Raw genomic sequence first — 21,413 nt, 5'->3', positions numbered from 1 at the left:
TACTTTGTTCCTCCATTGCACACACCACTATCCAGGAATGAACGGTCCCTTTCGAAGCATCCTGCCGGCTTTCCTTCTGCTTGCGGGGTTCTCCGCAGCTCATGCACAGGACGGAAAAGTCTTCGTGAAGGATGCAGAGAAGATGCGTGCCGCTGGCCAGTTGGATGATGCCTTGGAGCAGTACGGCTTTGCCGTCCGCGTGGATTCCAACTACGTGAAGGCCTTGCTGGGCCGGGCATCGCTGTACTTGGACATGGGCCGGATGGTGGATCGGATGGCCGACATGGAGCATGTGGCGCGCATCACTCCGGGCGATGCCGACAACCTCACCCTGACCGCGATGGCCTGCTTGGACGCCAAAGCCCCGGCCAAAGCATTGCACTATGCCGACGAGGCCTTGAACGTGAAGTCAAAGGCCATGGACGCCCTACAGACCAAGGTGCGGGCCTGCTTGGCCTTGAAGGATGTGACCAGTGCAATGGCCGCCGCCGATGCGGCTTTGTCGCTCAAGGGGACCACCGACACTTATTACCTGCACGCCCTTTCGCGCATGGCCTCAGGCGACTACACCACCGCCGACGTGGACCTGGACAAGGTGCTGGAATGGAACCACCTGTACGAAGCGGCCTATGTGGCCTCCGGCGAAACACAGTTGGCACTTTACCAAAGTTATCGCGGCGTTTCCATGCAGATGCGCGCCTTGGAGAAGGCCATCAACCAAGGCACTTTGGGTCTGCAATTGAACCCGTCCAGCACCGAACTGCTCATCATGCGCAGCAAGGCCTATTCCCTACAGAAGGAGTTCTCCAAGGCGATCGATGACGTGAGCAAGTGCGTGGCCTTGGGCCGCGAGGACAGTGTGGTCTATTACCAGCGCGCCCTCTATTACCACGGCTTCGGCCAAGAGCAGAACGCGGTGAACGACCTCAACAAACTGTTGCTGGCTTCCCCGGACAACGTGAGCTTTCTCCTTCTGCGCGCCGAATGCCGCGAGGCCAACCTGGATCTGGACGGTGCCGCGAAAGACCTCGGACTGGCCGAGAAGCAGATGAAGGGGGATCCCGCATACACAGCGGCCGATCTCAAAGGGATCACGGCCAGTAAGGAGCGGGTCCAGGCGCGGGTGTTCGAGATGAACCGCGAAGCAGACCCGCCGGCGATCACCGTGGTGGAGCCCTTGTTGAAGAACGATATGGTCCAAGTGAGCAGTGCCTTGAACAAGGTGAAGGTGGCGGGTCACATCCGCGACAAGAGCCTGATAAAAGCTATTGTGGTGCAAGGCACGCCTGCGGATTTTGACCCGGAGGAGAAGTCCCCGGAATTCCGCGCTACCGTGCCCTTGGCGGCGGATGCAAGGGAGATCGAAGTGATGGCCGAGGATGTCTACGGGAACCGGTCCACCACCACGTTGAAGGTGCAGCGTACCGAGGGCGATCCCCCCGCGCTCAGTGTTACACAGCCCGAAATGTCCGCGGACCGCGTTGCCGTGCTGCCCGCTGACAAGAACCAGATCTTCGTGGAAGGCCGGACAGTGGATCCCAGCGGTATCCGCTCCGTGATGGTGGACGGCATGTTCGCCAGTTTCATCCCCGATACCATCTCCACGGACTTCAGCATCAAGCTTGACATCACAGGCAAGAACCACTTCACCGTGAGGGCCGAGGACCGCTATGGGAACGTGACCGAGACGATGTACATGATCCAACATGCCGCACCCGTGGTGGTGGCCGCGAAACCGGCACCGGAGAAACCCGCAGCATCCCCCATGGGCACCGCCTGGATCGTCTACATCGAGAACGGCAACTATAAAAATCTGCCGGCCCTGCCCAATCTCGGGATGGACAAAATGCGCAAGGCTTTTTCCAAGTACCAGGCCCAACGCACCATCGTGAAGAAAAACTTATCCAAGACGGACCTCGAACGGTTCTTCAACATCGAACTGCGCGACCTCGTGCGCAGCGGACAGGTGAACACCCTGCTGGTCTGGTACGAGGGCCACGGTCGCAGCCAGGGAGGAAAGGCCTATTGGATCCCGGTGGACGGCAAGGGGGACGATATCTATTCGTTCTACAACTATGGCCCGCTCAAAGGGCTGATGGAGAATTACAGCGAAAGCATCAAGACCACCCTGGTGGTGAGCGATGCCGCCGGGAACGACCCCAGTTTCTATGAACTGACGCGGTAAACCGGTCCTCCCGTACATTGCACGGCCATGTTCCACCGCATGTACAGAAGTATTCTTTCGGCCTTGTTGCTTTTGTCCGTTTTACAGGGCCAGGCACAGCGGTACTTCTTCGAGAATGTCGCGGTCCGGGACGGCCTGCCCGCATCAAAAGTGTATGCGCTCCTGCAGGACAGCACGGGCCTGCTTTGGATCGGTACGGAGGCCGGGCTGGCCAGCTACGACGGAAATAAAGTGAAAGCCTTTGGCGCGGGCGAAGATCTGGCCCCGAGCGGCGCGCGGAGCATCTTCTTGGACAAGGACCTGCGCCTTTGGGTGGGACACTTGGGCGGCGGGATCAGCTTGCGCGAGGGGAACCGCTTCCGCAGCTTGCAATTGGAAGGCACCCCGCCGACAAAGGATATCACCGATATTGCCCAGGACGAAAAAGGGGCGATATGGGTGGCCACCTTCGGCGATGGAGCCTACCGCATCGGCGATGTGCCTGACAAAGGCCCTGTGAAAACCGATCAGTTCAATGAGGGGAAAGGGCTTAGTTCGCGCATCACCGGAATGACCCGCTTGAACGACGGCAAGCTCTTGTTCCTTGAAGCTTCGGGGGACATGAAGGTGTGGGATGCTGGAAAGATGGGTTTCACACCTTTCAAACCCAAAGGGCTGCCTTTGTTGATGGGCGTCACCACGGTCTTCCAGGACAGCAAGGACGGCCTATGGATAGGGACTCAAAGCGCGGGAGCCATCAACGTGGAGGCCAAGACCGGAAAGGTCACCACCTATGACATCGCCTCGGCGTTGCCCAGCAATTTCGTGCTCTGCTTCGGGGAGGACGAGCAGGGGCGGATCTGGGTGGGCACTTGGGACAACGGTTTGGCGCGCATCGAAAAAACGGCATCCGGCGGTTCAACACGGACGATGGCACACACAGCCAGCGGATGCGATGTATTGCCAGGGACCGCGAGGGCAACATGCTCATCGGTACCCATGATGCCGGCCTGGAGGTCTACAAAGGGGACCGGTTCCGGTCTTTCACCGAAGACGATCATCTGGTGGACAAGCAGGTCTGGGCCATGACCGAGACCAGGGACGGGCATCTTTGGTTCGGGACGAACGGCGGCATCACCATCCTGATCCCCGAACCGAACGGTGCAGGCACCATCCGTCACCTCACCATGCAGGGCGGCCAGCTTACCACGAACCACGTGCGTGCATTGGAGCAGGACCAGCAAGGGCATATCTGGATAGGCACCGAGGATGGTGGACTTTTTGACTTTGATCCGGCCACCTTCCGACCCAGTAATAAGTTGGACGTGGTTGGCAGTATCGCTGAAAATAAGGTGACCGGCTTGGCTGTAGGCGGCAAGGGTGAGCTGTGGGTGGGCACCATCAACGGGCTCGTGCATTCGATGGATGGGACGATACCCACGGTGCTGCACATTGCCGACGGTCTACCGAGCGAGCATGTCAGCGCACTTTATCGGGATGCAAAAGGCGTGCTGTGGGTCGGGACCTCCGGTGGAGGTGTCGCCCGGGTGCAGAATGGTAAGGTCCAGCGCTTGGACCTGGGGTTCACCTATAGCCCCACGAGTTTCACTGAGGATGGTCAGGGGAGGTTGTGGGTCGGTACCGAGGGGCGCGGCATTCTGGTGTTGAAGGACGGCAGGCAGGTGGCCAGCTATGGGACCGACCACGGGTTGATCAGCAATTCCATCCGGTCGCTCGTCACCGATGCGGCGGATCACGTCTGGATCGGGACCAACCGCGGCCTCAACGAATGGGATCCGGGCAAGGACCATTTCACCCGGTATTCCGCGCGGAGCGGGTTCACCGGGATCGAGGCCAAGCCCAACAGCGTGCTGCGCACGGCCAATGGCGACCTGTGGTTCGGTACGGCCAACGGAGCTATTTGCGTAGGGCCGGCCCAAGGACTGAACAAAGTGGTGCCGCCCACCGTGGCCATCCGCGGGCTGAAGGTGAACCTGGAGGACAGGCCTGCGGCCGCAGGCATTGAACTGGACCATACCGAAAGCAATATCCGCATCGAATACGGCAGCGTCAGCCTCAGTGATCCCGAGGCCGTGCGCTACCAATACTTCTTAGAGGGGCTGGACAACACTTGGCAGCCGCTTACCGAGGAGACCGACGTGCATTATCCATCACTTCCTGCAGGGCACTATGTCTTCCAAGTGAAGGCCGTTGGCCGGTCGGGCCTCTTCAGCCCAAAGCCGGCGGAGTTCACGTTCACGATCCTTCCACCGTGGTACCGGAGCTGGCTGTTCTATATCATCGTCGCCATCGTGGTGATCGGTGGTACGATCAGTTATGTGAAAGTGCGGGAGCGCCAGTTGAAAATGCGCAACCAGATCCTGGAGCACCGCGTGGAGGAACGTACGGCGGAGGTGGTGGCCCAGAGCAAGGAGATCGATGGGCAGAAGGTGCGTATCGAGGAGCTGTTGCTGAACATCCTCCCGAAGGTGGTGAGCGATGAGCTGCGGGACACGGGAAAGGCCACGGCACGCCGGTACAATGAGGTTACGGTCATGTTCACGGACATGAAGGGCTTCACCATGATGGCCGAAAAAATGACCCCGGAGGAACTGGTGGCCGAACTGGACGAGTGCTTCGTGCGCTTCGACCGCATCACCACACGCTACGGCATAGAGAAGATCAAGACCATCGGGGACAGCTACATGAGCGCTTGCGGCCTGCCTGCGCCCGTGGAACACCATGCTCTGAGGGCCGTGCTGGCTGCGATCGATGTGCGGGAAGAAATGGACCGCTGGCACGCGGAGCGGGAAGGAACGGGCAAGGATGCCTGGGTCCTGCGCATCGGCCTGCACTCCGGGCCGGTGGTGGCAGGCGTGGTGGGCAAGAGCAAGTTCGCCTACGACATCTGGGGCGACACCGTGAACACCGCCAGCCGCATGGAAAGCAGTGGTGCGCCGGGCGAGGTGAACGTCAGCGGCACCACGTATGAACTGGTGAAGGAATACTTCATCTGTGAGCACCGCGGCCAGGTGGACGCGAAGAACAAGGGCAAGATCGACATGTACTTCGTGCGCAGGATCAAACCCGAGTTCAGCAGCGACAAACAGGGCCTCGTGCCCAACGAGCGCTTCCTTGAGGAAGTGGGCTTGGGCGTGGAGGTGGAGGAAGCGGGATAAGCTGCACTCGCGACCGAGCCTTCGGTAGCGGGGCTCGCGAGCACCAGCCTGAGTTCAACCAACCAAAGGGCAAGTGTAGAGCCGGCTGTGCCGAGTGCCTGTTTATCCCGGCCTCTTGCCATCGATGAATTTCCCTGCCATCCATTGATCGTCTCCCCTTTGCGATACAGGATGCACAACCTCGAGCCTCTGCCCGAACAGAGCAAAAAACAACAGAGGCCACGTCATTGGACGTGGCCTCTGTGGCAGAAACGAGCGTTTGCTTTAGCGTTTCACCACCCGGTGGGTGACCACCTTGTCCGCGCCTTGGACACGCAGCAGGTATACGCCTTTGTCGAAGTCGGTGAGATCGAGCGGAATGCGCACGGTGCCCGATGCGTTCGGTACGCTCTCTTTCCAAACGGACTGACCGGCGGCGTTGAGCAGATCCAGCTGTAGGCTCTGAGTCTTCTGAAGGTCCATGGTGATCACCGTGGCCTTGTTGGTGGGGTTGGGCACCACGCTCACACTGCCATCGCCCATGTCGCCGGCGATCACACCGGTGGAGAGGTCACCATAGATCGTTCCGGTCTCGTCCGCTCCTCCCAAAGCGAGGTAATAATCAGCATTGTTCAAGCCGGTCCATGTGTTGTTCACCAAGCTGAATTCCGCAGTACCGGTCACCGGGATGGTCACCACCGTGTATTCCTGGCCGGCCACCCAGTCGGAGGGGATCCATTGCATCGGGGTCATTCCAAAGCCCACGAAGATCTGGTAACGGTCGCCGCCAGCGTCCTGTTCACCGCCGCTGCGGCTGATAGGGAGGTAGGTGCTCGCAGGAGCTTCCTGCTGGATCGCGCCCAGATGGGCCTCGGATCCGGCATCCCATTTCACCGTGAACACCAAGCTGCTGACCATGCCGTCGAAGTTCGCGCTGGGCCGCAGTTTCACCTCCAACTGCCCGTCGTTGTTGGGCACCATGGTGATGTCCACGTTCGAGGCTTGAAGGGATGTGGCCGTTAAAAGCACGCCGAAGAGCGAAAGCGGCTTGAGGAAGGAGTGAAGGTTCATGGTAATGAGGATGTTAAGCAAAAGTAGTCCGAACTGCCGGTCCTATGCAACCCCTCTGCATATTGTTCTCCACGATCGACGGCGGAGCTACCACGCCGGACGAACGGGATGGCCCAATATCGTGCGCAGCTCGGCGATCATCAGCGCGGTGGCGCCCCAGACCACCTCGCCATGGATATCCCAGTAAGCCGCCGTACGCACTGCCCCGTCAATACCCATGCGGAAAGGCTTGCGGTGCAGTATGTCGTCGCGCATAAGTTCCTCCAATGGCACGGCCAGCAGCTCTGCAACTTCGCGCGGATCAGGGCGCAACGCGCCGAGGTCCGCGCACCAAGCCACCACGGGTGTCACCAAGGTCCTGCTCGGTGGGATGTGGATGCGGCTGAGCTCACCGATCACCTCAAAGCTGGCCGTGCCCGCTCCGGTCTCTTCCTGAAATTCGCGCAAGGCCGTGGCATGCAGGGAAATATCGTCCGGCTCGCGCTTTCCGCCCGGAAAACCGATCTGTCCGCTGTGTACGCCCTTGTACACCGGGCGGCGCATGAGCAAGGTGTGGTCGACGCCTTGCACCGGGTGGATCAGCACCAGGACCGCGCTTTCACGCGGCGGCGGGGAGAGCGTCAAAGCGGCCTCGATGGAGGGCCTCGGATAGCCGCTCAGGTCCGCGAAGGCAGCATGGCCCGGCAAGGGTCCGCGCAGTGCGTTTCGGAGGTCGGAAGGGGTGAGCGGCACGGCGGTTTACTTGTTCTCGATGGCATCGGCCAATTCCTGCGCTTCCTTGCGGTAGGTCTGCGGCTTGGAGGCGATCCAGAGGGCCTGCTTGGCCGCCCGTGCGGTGTCGCCTTCACAGAGCCAGCACAGGGCGTTGTACCATTCCACCTGGTCGCTGAAACTGCGGTCCTTGTAATTCTCCATGAAGTCCAAGTGCATCTCCGCCTTGTACGGATGCCCAGCAGCCAATTGCGCGCTGGCCATGTACATGCGTGCGGTCATGTTGTAAGCGTCCCGGTCCAGCACGTGCTGCAGACCGGTGATGGCTTTTTCATAGTCCTCGTCCGCGTAAAAGGCCATCGCATCAACAAGGTCAGCATTGAGCGAATTTCGCGATCGATCGCTCACATGGTCAGGATAGGGCGTGAAAAAGCGATCGCAGAGGGATGCCGGATCGTTCGGCGTGCAGGAGAAGGCGATCAAGGCAAGGGCAAAAGGGGCGAGCGGACGCATGGGTGCAAGTTAATCCGGTGCTACTGGTTTGCGTTAATCTTCACGATGCACTTTCGCGATTCCGGGTCTGGCCCGGAATGACATTTGTTGTTGGGCCGGGTGCTCGAATATTCGCGCCGCGCGCGAATATTCGAGCACCCGGCCCTTACATGGTTGTCACCCCGGCCCCCGAGCCGGGGTCGCGAAAAAGACGCAGAGGTTGACTCTGTATCTTCTTCTGGACACCGGTGCCGGTACTACAGCTTCTTGAAATTCCGGCCATTGGCGGAGACGCCATGGAACGACCGTGCGTTCAGCAGGATGAAGCCCGCGCGCCCGATGATCTGGTCCGCTGGGACGAAGCCCCAGTAGCGGGAATCCGAGCTGTTGTCGCGGCTGTCACCCAGCACGAAGTAGTAGTTCTGCCGGACCGTGTAGCGCTCTGCTGTCTTGCCATTGATCAACAGTTCCCTGTCGGAGACCTCCATCACGTTGCGCTCGTACCGGCTGATGAGCCGGTCATAAATGGGCAGGGTGAAGGAGGTGACGGCGACGGTGTCACCAGCGGCGGGCACGCGCAAGGGGCCGTATCTGTCATTGTTCCAGCGGAAATTCGGGCCGAAAGGGAAAAGGTGGCCGGGAGAGCCGCTAGCAGGGCCGCGACGCTCCACGCTCACCACATCGGGGCGTGCCCGCAGTTGGTCGGCCAGGTCTGAGTTCAAAGGAAGTTCGATCACCGTATGGCCCGGAAGGACAAAATCCGCAGGAAGGCCGATCTGTGCCAGCAGTTCCGTGGCGTTGGTCCCGCTTTTCAGCCGCACCGCCCAGCGTGCCGTCTGGTGTGCATAGGGCGGCACGGAAATGCCATTGACGAAGACTTCGCCAGCACGCAGTTCCACCAGGTCTCCCGGCGCGCCGACGATCCGCTTCACCAGCAGCTCGCGTTGACCTTTCGGCCGGTCGTCCTGCACGGGATCGCGGAACACGATGATGTCGCCGCGATGCAGCCCGGTCCATACCGGCCAGCGCTCCACGCCTATGAGGTCGCCCGGCATCAGCGTGGCGAACATGCTGGTGCTGCGCACGGTCACCCAGCGCAGCACAAAGAGGTGCGTCCCCAGCAAAAGGCCGATGGCGATGAGGAAGGCCTTTCCCCATTCCGGGACACGGCCCCATGCCGTCTTCAACCTCATCTTACCCGCGAGAACAGCCGCTTCCAGCGGATGCCCATGGGGAAGCCGCCCTTCTCCGGATCGGCGGTGAGCCACACCAGCACCGCCTTGCCCACCACGTGATCGTAAGGCACGAAGCCCCAGAAACGCGCGTCCTGCGAGCGGTGCCGGTTGTCGCCCATCATCCAGTAGTAGTCCTGCTGGAAGGTGTAGGTGTTGGTCTGCTGGCCGTTGATCCAGATCGCGCCGTCCTTCACCTCCAGCGTGTTGTGCTCATACACGGTGATGGCGCGCCTGTACAGCGGCAGGTTCATGTCCGTGAGCGTGATGGTGGCGCCGGCCTTGGGCACCCACAGCGGACCGAAGTTGTCTTCGCTCCAGTCGTAGCGCGGATCGTTCGGGAAGATCGGCCAGAAGTCCTTGGCGCCGTAGTAGCCTTTGGGCTTGTCCTCGCGCGCCATGCCGGTCACGTTGCCGAAGTTCTTCAGCGCCACCGCTTTCTGCTGCGTCAGCGGCATGTTCGCCGTGCTGTTGTCTTCCACCACGTCCGTCGTGGTGATATCATACTGGTCTTTCAGCACCTTCTTGTTGAAGCCGTCCTTGATCGTGAAGTTGTACTGGTACTGGCCCGTGGCGACCAATGGTTCCGGCTTTCCGTTGATGTGGACCAGGCCGTCGATCACCTGTACGGTATCACCGGAAACGCCCACGCAGCGCTTGATGTAGTTCTCCTGCTTGTCAACGGGGCGGATCAAGATGCCGCCCGTGGGAGTACTGCCCTGTCGGCCGTCGGGCATGGTGAACACGACGCGGTCCCGTTCCAGCAGGTTCTCGCGTCCGCACATCCGGGCGAGCTGGTAGTAGCTCATGTTCTGGTAATTCGCCACCACGGTGTCGCCCTCCGGAAAGTTGAAGACCACGGCATCACCGCGCTGGGGCGTGCCGAAGCCCGGCAGGCGCATGTAGGGCAGCTCGAACCAGTTGGTGAAGCTCGGCGTGTTCGTGGTGAGCGGCAGCGTGTGGTGCGTGAAGGGGAAGGTCACCGGCGTCATCGGCAGGCGCGGGCCGTAGCTCAGCTTGCTCACGAAGAGGTAATCGCCAACCAGCAAGGATTTCTCCATGGATTCCGTAGGGATTGTGAACGCCTCGAAGGTGAAGGTGCGGAAGGCCGTGGCCACGATCACCGCGAACAAAATGGCGTCGCCCCATTGCCCCAGCATGTTCCGCTTATGCGAGCCCATGGGGATCGGCCCCACCCACTTGTACTTTTCGTTGAACGCCAAGTTGGGCAGTTCCACCCATGGCACAACCACCATGATCATGTGCTCCTTCAAGGTCCGCTTGCCCAAAGCAATGCTGGTGTTCACGTTGTAGATGATCAGCATCAGCAGGTTCACGCCGGGGACCAGCAACAGGATCAGCCAATACCAAGGTTTCCCGAGGATCTTGTTCCACACGTACAGGTTGTAGAACGGCACCAGCCCTTGCCATGCAGGCCGTCCCGCCTTGGCGAAGATCTTCGGCAGGCAGATGAACAGGGCGGCGATGTAAAGCGCAAAAAAGAACCAAGCGGTCATGCGGTGGGATTCAGGATAGGGCGCAAGGTGCGCACAAGGCGAAGTTCTTCAGGACTAAAGTTTGCAAAGGTGGGGAAGGATGGACTCTCAAAATTGGACCGCCACGACGCCACGATGCCATGGCAACGCCACGAAAGGCCGGGGAAGTATTTAACCGCGGAGGATTTTAACTAAGATGAACAGATCAAATTCCGGCGTTGCGAAACCGTGGCGTCGTTGCGCCGTGGCGGTAAAAGAACATGATGCTAGAGTTGGCTGTCCAGCACATCGTTCATCGTGAACAGCCCCGTGCGGCCACGCAGCCATTCCGCCGCCACCACGGCGCCCGTAGCGAATCCCTGCCGCCCGAACGCTTCATGGGTGATCGTGATCTTATCCTCCGCACCGGCCCAGCTCACGGTATGCGTCCCCGGTACCTCGCCAATGCGCTCGCTGTGAATGGGCACCCGCTCATTCACCTCTCTTTCCTCCATCACCTCATTCTCCACCTTCTCCCAACCACTGTACCGTCCGCTCTTCAGATCAATATCCCGCGCCAAAGTGATGGCCGTTCCGCTGGGCGCATCGAGCTTGTGGACGTGGTGCGTCTCATCGATCCGCGCCGCATATCCGGGCTGACCATCCATCAGTCCCGTCAGGTACTTGTTCAGCTTAAAGAAGAGGTTCACGCCGATGCTGAAGTTGCTGGCCCATAGGAGGCTACCTTCTTTTTCTTGAACCAATGATCGGATCTCGCCAAGGTGGTCATACCAGCCCGTGGTGCCCACCACCACCGGCACCTTGTGCGCCAAGCAAAGCCGCATGTTGTCCATCGCCGTGGCCGGACTGCTGAACTCGATGGCCACGTCCGCACCGGTGGGTGGCGTGCCCGCGTTGGCATGGTCCACGCGCAGCACCACCTGATGGCCCCGCGCCACCGCCACTTGATCGATGACCTTTCCCATTTTTCCGTATCCGTAGAGGGCGATCTTCATGCCGGTTCGTCTGGTCTTGGTGATCTCTATAGCCTCACGCTCAAGCTGATCCCCACCGCCCCCTGCGCCGCCATGTTCAAGGATGGCCCGGCCCGCACGGTAAGGTCTTCGCTCACGTCGAAGCGCACGAAGTAGCCATCCACCGAGGCGTCCACGATGTTCAGCATATAGACGAGGCCGATGGCCACATAGCTGTAGTCCCGCCAACGTCTATAGGTGTCCGCCACGCCGCGAAGCTGGTCGCCGCTGTATTGCCCGCTGAACTCGTCCGTACGACCGTTCACCACGTCCAAGTAGGCCGTTTTGTAGCGCTGGTATTGGCGGTTGTGGTCCTGGATGAACCAGTAGGAAACGCCCAGCCCGCCGAGCACGATGGGCACTTTCCAGTATTTGCGGTTGTACACCTGGCCCGCGCCGGGCAGGATGGCGGAATAGATCGCCGCCCGCCGAGGTTGATGCCTTGCACGCCAGTCCAGGACCATAGTGGTGTCAGCGCGGCTTCCAGTGCTGTCCGCCGGAATGTTTTCCGTTTGTGCCAAGGCGGCAACGGATGTTCCGAGGAGCAGGAGGAATGGTGCGAGCGGGCGGAGCATGGGGGAACGGGACAAAGATCGCTTCCCGTGGTGATCAACGCGAGAAGCATGGATTATTGCCTCTATCTTGGCCATGATCGGGGCAAGGCGCAGGTTTTTCTGCCCTTGTTCAGTGCGGGAACAAACCGGATGAACCATGCATGGCAGCGGGACCTTCACCAGTGCGATCATCCGCGCGCCGCTGCTGCGGGCCGTGATCCCTTTCATCCTTGGGCTGGTGCTGGGGCTGTGGCTCCCGATCTCCTTCACTACCGGTTGGGCCGCAGTGTTGCTGGCGCTCGGCCTATGGGCGTTCTTGGCCTTCCGGAAGCAGCAATACGGTAGCCGCTGGGCTTCGGGCGTGGCCTTGTTCGTTCTGCTGTTGGCGTTCGGTGGCCTGTGGCAGCGCCTGCATTCCGCAGAGAGCCGGGAGGACCATGTGGGCCGTTTGGCCGCCAACGCTTCCGGCTGGAAGGTGGAAGTAACGGAGGTAGCCTCGGCCAAGGAGCGCACGGTCCGGGTTTGGGCAGAGGTCCGTGCTGCCTTTGTTGATGGCAAAGCTGTCCCCGCAAGCGGCCGGATGCTGGTCACGCTTCTTCGGGACAGCACCCGTGAAACCCCGAAGAACGGCGACCGCCTGCTGCTGGCCTCACGCGCCACCGCGATCGAGCGGGTCCCCAACCCCGGCGGCTTCGATGTGCGCCAATGGGCGGCCGGCCATGGTGCGGGGCATGAGTGTTTCGCGCCGGATGACCGCTGGTCCGTGCTGGGTTCCCGCCCCGGCGGCTTGGGCTTTTTTGAGAAAGCGCGGGGCCGCATCTCCGGCTGGCTGCTCCGGTCGGGCCTTCCGGACCGGGAACGTGCCTTGGTGAAGGCGATCCTGTTGGGCATGCGGGATGAGCTGGAACCCGAGCAGAACCAAGCCTTCGTGCGAAGCGGCACCATCCACGTGCTGGCGGTGAGCGGCACCCACGTGGGCATCATCTACATCGCCGTGCTGTGGGGCTTGCTTTTCTTGGGAAAGGACCAGCGTGGACGGCTCATCCGCGGTTGTGCCGCTTTGGTCGCGCTGTGGTTGTATGCGGGCATCACGGGTTTCTCCCCGTCGGTGCTGCGGGCCACGGTGATGTTCTCCCTCTTCACCTTGGCCGAGATGTCGCGCGCGCGTTCGGAATCGCTGAACAGCTTGGCCTGCGCGGCGATCGTGCTGTTGCTGTGGGACCCTTCGATGTTGTTGCAGCTCGGCTTCCAGCTGTCCTTTCTCGCCGTGCTGGGCATCGCGGTCTTCTACCGGCCCATCCATCTGGTGTGGGCACCGCCGAACGCCGTGGCGAGCTTCTTCTGGTCGCTCATCGTGGTGAGCCTTTCCGCGCAGGCCTTCACCATTCCGCTTTGCCTCTATGTGTTCCATGCGTTCCCGGTGTGGTTCCTGCCGGCGAACATGGCCATCGTGGGGCTGGTGGGAGCGGGCGTGTACGGCGGCATCGCGCTGCTGGCACTTCATGCCGTGCCGGTGATCGGACCTTTCATCGCCACGTTGATGAAATGGCTGCTGCTGTTGCTGGGTTGGCTCTCCGGCTTTTTCGCGGGATTGCCCGGTGCGTACCCCGCCGTCCGCATCGGCTTTTGGGGAATGGTGGGCCTGTACCTGTTGCTGGTCTTCGTGGCCGCGTGGATGCTGCAACACAGTAAGTGGGCACGCTCCGCGACCTTGGCAACGGTCGCGGCCCTGCTGTTCAGTTGGGGATGGACCGCCCATCAGCGCAATGCGCAGCGGAGTTTTGCGGTGTACAATGACCGGGACGGGACCGTGGCCGTGTTCGTGCAAGGCCGCACCCTGCACGTCTTCGCCGATGGGGCCACCACGTGGACGGAACGCAGTATCCAGGACCAGGTGCGGAGGGCCGGGATCGAGCAAGAGGTGCGGGTGGACAGCCTGCCGCGATACGTGTCACAGGGTGGATCGCGCTACGATTTTCTTCCCGTGGAGCGGACAGTAGAAGAGCTGGATCGGACCGCCGCTCCGCGGACGGTCGTGATGCACGGCAAAGGCTGGCTGGATCTCGCAGTACTGCCGGATCACGGATCGACACTATGGGTGCTTAGCGCGGACATGTCCGGACGCCAGCGTTCGATGATGCGCCGCTGGGGCGAGAAGCAAGGCGCAGCGGTCTTCGATATCCGGCAGGCCGGAGCGTATGTTCGCCCCTGATGATCGTGGAAGGCACTCGTTGGAAACGCGTGGAGGAGGGCAGTCCGGAAACCCTTCCGGAAGGCAAGCTGATGCGCGTGAAGGTGGGCGGCAGATCGATCTGCATCGTGCGCAACGGCGGCAAACTGCACGCGTTGCTGGACCGATGCCCGCACCAGGGCAGCAGCTTCATCGGCGGCTGGTGCGAGGGCGGCGACCTCATCTGCCCGATGCACCGCATGGGCTTCAACATCGCCACGGGCCGAAGTCGCTCCGGTGGGATGGACAACGCCGAGGTCTTTCCGCTGGAAGAGCGTCCGGACGGGGTCTTCATCGGCTTCGCCTATACCACGGTGAAGATCTTCGGGGTGGAGTTGTGGTGAAAGGGGACGCCGAGGCGCGGAGGCGCAGAGAAATGCCAACATCTGAAAGGTGCTTGGTGTTTGGCGATTATTGAGGCTGCCAACTGCCAACTGCCAACTGCAACTGCCGCTGCCGCCTGCCCACTAGGACACGTCAGCTCTCTGCGCCTCCGCGCCTCAGCGTCCAAATGGAATGAGCCACCTCTATATCTCCCCCAATCGCAAGGTCTCTTTCAGCCGCACGCCTTTCTCGGTGCGCTCCACCACTGCGCATTCCGTCACCGGGTCGTGCTCGAAGTAGAGGATGGAGCCCTTGTCCGCCGCGGACTCCAGCAACGGTGCCTTCTCCTGCATGCTCAACAACGGGCGTGTGTCGTAGCTGATCACCCAGGGTACGGGGATGTGATTGGCGCTGGGGATCAGGTCGGCCATGTAGATCACCGTGCGGCCCTTGTAGGCAATGTGTGGGATCATCATGGCGTCCGTGTGGCCGTTCACCATCAGCACGTCGAAACCGGGGAAAAGCCCCTTGACGAACGGCGTGTCCGTGTCCTGCTTCCGTTCCGCGTCCACGAACTTTAGCTGGCCGCTTTCCTGGATCGGCAGGATGTTCTCTTGCAGGAAGCTTGCCTTTTCACGTGGGTTCGGCTTGGTAGCCCATTCCCAGTGGAACTTGTTGCTCCAATAGGTCGCATTCCTGAAGGCCGGCACCAGTTTATCGCCTTCGCGCCGGATGCTTCCCCCGCAATGGTCGAAGTGCAGGTGCGTGAGGAACACGTCGGTGATGTCGTCCGGTGTGAAGCCGTGCTTCTTCAGCGATCCGACCAGCGTGGCATCGCCATGGAGGTAGTAGTAGCTGAAGAATTTCGCGTCCTGCTTGTCGCCCATGCCGTTGTCGATCAGGATCAGGTGGCCGTCCGTTTCCACCAACAGGCAGCGCAAGGCCCAGGAACAGAGGTTGCGCTCGTCCGCCGGATGCCTCTTTTCCCAGAGCACCTTCGGTACCACGCCGAACATGGCGCCGCCGTCCAACTTGAAGAAACCGGTATCGATCGTGTAAAGCTTCATGCGTTATCCGCCAGGACATCGGGCCACAGCGGACTGCGAAGGTCGTGATCACCGATCATGTTTCCGGGGGAAATTGTCGAACGCATCCCGATCGAGGTGGTATCAGCAGGTGAGGATGCGTGGACAACGCCTGAGAGCAATAGCACGAACAATACAAAGGAAACGAGGTGGGGTCGGGCGGACATATGTTCAATTTTCGCGGATGTGGGCAAAGAAAGGGTCCAGAATACTGAACCTTCGGCTCCAGAGAGCTATGCCGCAAGTAATGTGCATTTTGACAAAGCACAAGGGGTCAAGGCCGTTTATTCCACAACCAGCCGCAAGAAATGGTTCCCTTTCGGAGTGGACACCCGTACAAAGTAGCATCCGGCGGCCATGCCCTGAAGGTCGATCATACCTGCCGTCCCGATCCTTCCTGTTGCCCGGCCCAGAGCGTCCAAAAGCTCCACGCGAGATCCATTGGCCCCAGTGATATGCACAGTCTCCCGGCCGGGGTTCGGCCAGAGTGTGATCGCCGCAGAGGCCGCGCGCTCCTCCACCGCGGTGGTGCAAAGCTGATGGGCGCCCGCATCCAAGGTGGCTTGCTGGCAACGGCCCTCGCTGTTCGCCGGATGCACATATTCTTCCCAGGCCACCAACGGATAACCGCTTGTGGAGTAGCCTGCGGGAATACCCATGTTCTGCGCCGGGGAAGGGGCAAATAGGCGGTAGTCATAGGTGCCAGCCGATTGGAAGTTCAGGTCGGCGATGTCCGGGGCGCGCAAATTACCGGCGGTGTCCGTCGCGTTCGGGAAGCCGGTGGCCATGATCGTCCCGCCTCCGGCCATGATGTTGGCATAGCCCTTGAAGGACACGGTGGCGGGCATACTGAAGAAACTGCCGACGTTCTTCTCGTTCACCATCGTGTTGTTGATCGCATAGATCGCATGTGGCCCCGGGTTGCTCAGGCTTTCCGCGCCGAAACCGACCAGGTTGCTGTTCTGCCCCATCGGGCCTTGTTGAATGAAGTTGCCGATCAGGTAGGCCTGACCGCCGTCGGGCAGGTCGATCTCGCGGCTGGCATCGCCGGTGGCCTCATTGCTCAAGCGGTTGTATTCAATGAAGTTCACGTGCGCACGGCTCTTCAACTCTTGCCCCACATGGGCGTGGTGGCTGTAGTTGTAGCGGAAGAACAGCGTGTCGGTGTAGTTGATGTACAGGTTGTGCGAGAACCCGTCGCCATAGCCGTTGTGGTCGAACTCGCAGTGCTCGATGGTGATGTTGCTGGGCACGGACGCCGGTGTTCCCGCAAGGATCCCGTTCTCATTGTCGCGGAACACGCAATGGCGCACGGTGAGGTTCTTGCCCTCCATGCGGATCCCAGCGCCGTTGTGGTCGGGCACGCTGCATTCGCCGAATTCGATCCATTCAACACGCGTGCGATCGCCTTGGATCACCCAGATCCCTTTGCCGCCCCAAGCTGTGCCGTTGCTCGCCAATTGGGCATGGCCGCCCGTTCCGCGCAGCAGCAGGTCGTTGGCGGTCCAATTGGTCACGTCGGAAGGATAGGTGCCGGCCTGGATGTTCACCGTGTCGCCATCGCCCACCAAGGCGGCCACTTGGCTCGGCGCGGTGTAGGTCTGTCCGGGGCCCACGGTCCACTGCGTCGCGCTGGCATCGCTGGAATACAACAGAAAGGCCCCTGCGCAGAGGAGGTAAAGTGATCTGTTCATCCACTCAAATATAGCGCTGTGGTTACGCCGTGTTCGTACGTGCACGTGACCGGCACTGACACCGCATCGTGGATACTTGCCCGGTTGAACATCGGTCGGCCTACTGTGCATTCGGCATTTTTGTACCACCATGAAACGCGTCCACTTCATCGCCATCGGCGGCAGCGCCATGCACAACCTCGCCATTGCCTTGCACCAGCAGCACTACGAGGTGAGCGGAAGCGATGATGAGATCTTCGAGCCGAGCCACAGCCGCCTGAGCAACTTGGGCCTCCTGCCCGAACGCATGGGCTGGCACCCTGAAGACATAACGACGGACCTGGACGCGGTGATCCTCGGCATGCACGCCCGCGCCGACAATCCCGAGCTGCAGCGGGCGCAGGAGCTGGGCATTCCCGTCTTCAGCTATCCCGCCTACTTCTACGAGCAGACCAAGGAGAAAACGCGTGTCGTGATCGGCGGCAGCCATGGAAAGACCACCATCACCTCCATGATCGTGCATGTCCTGCGCGCTGGTGGCACCGACTTCGATTACTTGGTGGGCGCGCAACTGGAGGGTTTCGACTGCATGGTGCGGTTAGGCGCGAAGAGCAAGGTGGCGGTGATCGAGGGTGATGAATACCTCGCGTCCACGCTGGAACCCGTGCCGAAATTCCACCTGTACAAGCCGGACATCGCGCTGGTGAGCGGGATCGCGTGGGACCACATCAACGTCTTCAAGACCTTCGAGAGCTATGTGGAGCAGTTCACCACCTTCATCAGCCTGATCGAGCCGGGCGGAAAGCTGATCTATTGCGCGGAGGACCCCGAGGTGAAGCGCTTGGCGGAGGAACGGAAGGGCCGGAAGGACGTGGCACAAGTCCCTTACGGTGTGCCGCCGCACGAGATCCGCGATGGAAGGACCATGCTGCTGACGGCGCAAGGTGAAGTACCGCTGAACATCTTCGGCAAGCACAACCTGATGAACCTCGAAGGTGCGCGCCATGTGTGCCATCAGTTAGGCATCGGCGACCATGAATTCTACAATGCCATCGCCTCTTTCACCGGCGCGGCGAAGCGGCTGGAAAAGCTGGCGGAGCATGGTGACAAAGTGGTATTCAAGGATTTCGCCCATTCGCCCAGCAAGCTGAAAGCCACGGTGGACGCCGTGCGTGAGCAGTTTCCCGGCCGGAAGCTGACGGCCTGCATGGAACTGCACACCTTCAGCAGCCTGAGCGAAAACTTCCTCGACCAGTACGCCGGATGCATGGACAGCGCGGACAAGGCGCTCGTGTTCTATGATCCGCACGCGGTGCAGTTGAAACGCCTTCCACCTGTGCCGACGGAGCGCATCCGCGCCGCCTTCGGCCGAAAGGACCTCCAGGTGCTCACCGACCCGATCGCCTTGATGGGCGCGGTGCGTGAAGGCATGTGGGAGGCCCCGGATTCATCGGGTGTGCTACTGATGATGAGCAGCGGCAACTTCGGCGGGCTGGACCTCCATGCGATGGCGGAGGCGTTCATTGCTTGATCGGAGAACAACTGACAACTATCGGGAGCGGAACCGCCGCAACAGCTTGTGATGCACGACCCCGAATACCATGGCGTTGAGCGCACCGGCCATGAACAGCCCGAAGAAGGAGATCACGGCATAGCTGCCTGCGTTATACATCGAGCCGACCTTCTCCCGTGCCAGCGCCTCCGGATGTCCTTGCGCAACGAAGCCTTGGATGAGCTTTTCGTTGTAAGTGCTGAACGCGGTGTTGTCCATGGTCTTGTAGTAGACCCAGATGAAGAGCGACAGCAGGAAGGCATAGAGCAACGCGGACTGGAAGCCGACACGCAGCAATTCCCCGAAGCCGCGTGACGGGTCGCGGTTCAACAGGACGTGACCGCTGAAGTACACCGCCAGCACGATCAGCAGCAGGTGTGCGGGAATGAACTTGAACGGCGCCACTTCCACGCCGGCAAAGAACAGGCCGGTCCGGAGCACCATCGCCAAGAGCGCCAGCAGTAGGGTGGTCTTGATGCCGGACATTGGGGTCGATTAGCTGATCAGCTGATGAGTTGATTAGCTGATGCAGGTATCGAAAGCGACCATCAGCTGATCAGCTGATCTCACACATCAGCTGATCCTATTGCTCTTAGCCATTCATCGAGACGAGGAACTCCTCGTTGCTCTTGGTGCCTTCCATGCGGCCTTTCACGAACTCCATGGCCTCCACCGGCGTCATGTCCGCCAAGTGCTTGCGCAGGATCCAGGTGCGTTGCAGCACGTCCTTGTGGTGCAGCAGATCGTCGCGGCGCGTGCCGCTGGCAAGGATGTCGATGGCCGGGAAGATGCGGCGGTTGCTGATCTTCCGGTCGAGCTGCAGTTCCATGTTACCCGTGCCTTTGAACTCCTCGAAGATCACTTCGTCCATCTTGCTGCCGGTCTCGGTGAGCGCGGTGGCGAGGATGGTCAGGGAGCCGCCGTTCTCGATCTTCCGCGCGGCACCGAAGAAGCGCTTGGGCTTTTGGAGCGCATTGGCGTCCACGCCGCCGGAGAGGATCTTACCGCTGGCAGGCTGAACGGTGTTGTAGGCGCGGGCCAAGCGGGTGATGGAGTCCAGCAGGATCACCACGTCGTGGCCGCATTCGGTGAGGCACTTGGCCTTCTCAAGTACCATGGTGGCCACGGCGACGTGTCGGGTGGCGGGCTCGTCGAAGGTGCTCGCGATCACTTCGCCGTTCACGCTGCGCTGCATATCGGTCACCTCCTCCGGGCGTTCGTCGATCAACAGCACGATGAGGTAGGCCTCCGGATGGTTGGCGGCGATGGCGTTGGCCACGTCCTTCAGCAAGATCGTCTTACCCGTCTTGGGCTGTGCGACGATCAGGCCGCGCTGGCCTTTGCCGATCGGGGCGAAGAGGTCCAATACGCGGGTGCTGAGGTTGCCGCCCTTGGTGGTGAGGTCGAACTTTTCGTCGGGGAAGAGCGGCGTGAGGAACTTGAAGGGAACGCGGTCGCGCGCCCACTCGGGGTCGCGGCCGTTGATGCTCTCGACCTTCACCAGCGGGAAGAACTTGTCCTGGTCGCGCGGCGGGCGCACGTAGCCGTGGACGGTGTCTCCCAACTTGAGGCCGGCCTGCTTGATCTGCTGCTGTGTCACATAGACATCGTCCGGTGAGGGCAGGTAGTTGTAGTCACTGCTGCGCAGGAAGCCGTAGCCCTCGGGCATGATCTCCAGTACGCCGTCCGTTTCGATGAACGCCTCAAAGCTGGCGGGTAGCTGCGGCTGCTGTTGCTGCTGATTGCGCTGCTGGTCGTTGCGGCGCTGCTGCTCGCGCTGTTGATCACGGTTCGGGTCGTTCCGTTGATCGTTCTGTTCGCGTGGTGGGCGTGGCTCATTGCGCTGCTCGTTCCGCTGCTGATCGCGGCCTTGCTGACCTTGCTGACCCTGCTCGCGTGGGTGGCGTTGATCGTCACGTCCTTCGCGTTGACCGCGGTTCTGGTCGTTCCCGCCTTCGTTCTGCGCGGACTGTTCAGTGGTCGCGGAAACTCCTGTGTTCTGTTCTTCGGGGGATCCTTGCTCGGGCTTGTTCTGCCGGTCGGCTTCGACGCGTGGTCTGCGTCCGCGACGCTGCTGGCGGTCACGGGGGTCAAAGCGGTCGTTGGTGTCATTGGGCCGCTCCTCCTGTCGACGGGGGCGTTCATCCGTCCCCTCGTCCTTTGCGGCTAACGGCTTGTGCGCTTCGCGTTTGTGCCGTTCCGGTGCATCCGGCTTGGCCGTGGCGCCGGACTGTTCGTCCTGATCATCCTCCTCGTCGTCTTCATCGTCATTTCCGTCCTCGTCGTCATCATCATCGTCATCCTCCTCATCGTCGTCCTCGTCATCCTCATCGTCGTCCTCCTTCGGTTCTGGATCCGGTTCCGGATCGGGGGCCTCGTCGTCGATGGCCAGTTGAGCGATGGCATCCGTATCCCGATTATCCAGAGCCGGGGAGGCTTCAAGGATCTTGGCGATGAGATCCTGCTTTTTCAGGGTCTCGAACTTTTTCAGCTTCAATTGCTTGGCGATCTCCTTCAGCTCGGTGAGCTTAAGGGCCTCAAGTGCGGCTTTCTCGTACATGGTACTCGGGTTCGATGGGGGAAGCGGCACGGTATGCCGCATATCGCCGTGAAGGCTTAGGGAAAGAAATTCGTTATCGAAGTGGGAAGGAGGGGGGC

General features: G+C 60.9%; 17 protein-coding genes. 6 read left to right on the top strand and 11 right to left on the bottom strand.

All coding sequences use genetic code 11. The features are described 5' to 3' along the window. Positions 1-37: 37 nt before the first annotated feature. From IPP95_03690 to IPP95_03680, 3 genes are read left to right on the top strand one after another with little or no spacing between them, the layout of a single operon-like run. Positions 38-2,185, top strand: a complete 2,148-nt coding sequence (locus IPP95_03690) for a hypothetical protein (GenBank protein QQS73341.1) — start codon at positions 38-40, stop codon at positions 2,183-2,185. A 27-nt stretch (positions 2,186-2,212) separates the two neighbouring features. Continuing rightward, entirely contained in the window at positions 2,213-3,253 is a 1,041-nt protein-coding gene (locus IPP95_03685) for a hypothetical protein (protein QQS73340.1), read from the top strand. Next, positions 3,148-5,343 carry a hypothetical protein gene (locus tag IPP95_03680; protein QQS73339.1) on the top strand — a complete coding sequence of 732 codons (2,196 nt, stop codon included), beginning with the start codon at positions 3,148-3,150 and terminating at the stop codon, positions 5,341-5,343. Before IPP95_03685 ends, IPP95_03680 begins: the two co-directional genes overlap by 106 nt. A gap of 264 nt (positions 5,344-5,607) precedes the next feature. On the opposite strand, the gene IPP95_03675 is transcribed toward IPP95_03680, so the two are convergent. From IPP95_03675 to IPP95_03645, 7 genes are all read right to left on the bottom strand, one after another. Then, positions 5,608-6,393 carry a T9SS type A sorting domain-containing protein gene (locus IPP95_03675; GenBank protein ID QQS73338.1) on the bottom strand — a complete coding sequence of 262 codons (786 nt, stop codon included), beginning with the start codon at positions 6,391-6,393 and terminating at the stop codon, positions 5,608-5,610. Positions 6,394-6,480: 87 nt separating this feature from the next. Further along, positions 6,481-7,125, bottom strand: a complete 645-nt coding sequence (locus IPP95_03670; GenBank protein QQS73337.1) for a CoA pyrophosphatase — start codon at positions 7,123-7,125, stop codon at positions 6,481-6,483. A 6-nt stretch (positions 7,126-7,131) separates the two neighbouring features. Beyond that, positions 7,132-7,617: a hypothetical protein gene (locus IPP95_03665; protein ID QQS73336.1), complete on the bottom strand. Its 486-nt coding sequence runs from the start codon at positions 7,615-7,617 to the stop codon at positions 7,132-7,134. 236 nt (positions 7,618-7,853) lie between these two features. Next, positions 7,854-8,789: a signal peptidase I gene (lepB, locus tag IPP95_03660; protein QQS73335.1), complete on the bottom strand. Its 936-nt coding sequence runs from the start codon at positions 8,787-8,789 to the stop codon at positions 7,854-7,856. Further along, a complete protein-coding gene (lepB, locus tag IPP95_03655; protein QQS73334.1) occupies positions 8,786-10,345 on the bottom strand; it encodes a signal peptidase I in 1,560 nt (519 codons plus the stop codon). The genes lepB (IPP95_03660) and lepB (IPP95_03655) overlap by 4 nt, the downstream gene beginning before the upstream one ends. 245 nt (positions 10,346-10,590) lie before the next feature. Then, positions 10,591-11,319, bottom strand: a complete 729-nt coding sequence (gene dapB / locus IPP95_03650; GenBank protein ID QQS73333.1) for a 4-hydroxy-tetrahydrodipicolinate reductase — start codon at positions 11,317-11,319, stop codon at positions 10,591-10,593. A 26-nt stretch (positions 11,320-11,345) separates the two neighbouring features. After that, the gene (locus IPP95_03645; GenBank protein QQS73332.1) at positions 11,346-11,912 is read right to left on the bottom strand and encodes a hypothetical protein; all 567 of its coding nucleotides are present in this window, start codon (positions 11,910-11,912) and stop codon (positions 11,346-11,348) included. Between the two features lie 136 nt (positions 11,913-12,048). Here IPP95_03645 and IPP95_03640 point away from each other — a divergent pair, with 136 nt between their 5' ends. Both IPP95_03640 and IPP95_03635 read left to right on the top strand, forming a co-directional pair. Next, the gene (locus IPP95_03640) at positions 12,049-14,103 is read left to right on the top strand and encodes a ComEC family competence protein (GenBank protein ID QQS73331.1); all 2,055 of its coding nucleotides are present in this window, start codon (positions 12,049-12,051) and stop codon (positions 14,101-14,103) included. After that, positions 14,103-14,465 (top strand): Rieske 2Fe-2S domain-containing protein, encoded by a 363-nt coding sequence (locus IPP95_03635; GenBank protein QQS73330.1) that lies wholly within the window; start codon positions 14,103-14,105, stop codon positions 14,463-14,465. Before IPP95_03640 ends, IPP95_03635 begins: the two co-directional genes overlap by 1 nt. Before the next feature lie 183 nt (positions 14,466-14,648). On the opposite strand, the gene IPP95_03630 is transcribed toward IPP95_03635, so the two are convergent. Continuing rightward, the gene (locus IPP95_03630) at positions 14,649-15,512 is read right to left on the bottom strand and encodes an MBL fold metallo-hydrolase (protein QQS73329.1); all 864 of its coding nucleotides are present in this window, start codon (positions 15,510-15,512) and stop codon (positions 14,649-14,651) included. A gap of 302 nt (positions 15,513-15,814) precedes the next feature. Then, on the bottom strand, positions 15,815-17,224 hold the full coding sequence (locus IPP95_03625) for a T9SS type A sorting domain-containing protein (GenBank protein ID QQS73328.1): 1,410 nt from the start codon (positions 17,222-17,224) through the stop codon (positions 15,815-15,817). Between the two features lie 130 nt (positions 17,225-17,354). Between IPP95_03625 and IPP95_03620 the strand changes: the two genes are divergently transcribed. After that, positions 17,355-18,734: a peptidoglycan synthetase gene (locus IPP95_03620; protein QQS73327.1), complete on the top strand. Its 1,380-nt coding sequence runs from the start codon at positions 17,355-17,357 to the stop codon at positions 18,732-18,734. Positions 18,735-18,752: 18 nt separating this feature from the next. On the opposite strand, the gene IPP95_03615 is transcribed toward IPP95_03620, so the two are convergent. Together IPP95_03615 and rho are read right to left on the bottom strand one after the other, a co-directional pair. Then, entirely contained in the window at positions 18,753-19,241 is a 489-nt protein-coding gene (locus IPP95_03615) for a DUF4199 domain-containing protein (protein QQS73326.1), read from the bottom strand. A 106-nt stretch (positions 19,242-19,347) separates the two neighbouring features. Continuing rightward, the gene (gene rho, locus IPP95_03610) at positions 19,348-21,315 is read right to left on the bottom strand and encodes a transcription termination factor Rho (GenBank protein ID QQS73325.1); all 1,968 of its coding nucleotides are present in this window, start codon (positions 21,313-21,315) and stop codon (positions 19,348-19,350) included. Positions 21,316-21,413 lie beyond the last annotated feature (98 nt).

The sequence above is a fragment of the Flavobacteriales bacterium genome (assembly GCA_016700415.1).
Classification (GTDB): Bacteria; Bacteroidota; Bacteroidia; order Flavobacteriales_F; family PHOS-HE28; genus PHOS-HE28.
Note: the sequence above shows the minus strand (reverse complement) of the source record. Positions and strands in the feature narration are given on the sequence as shown.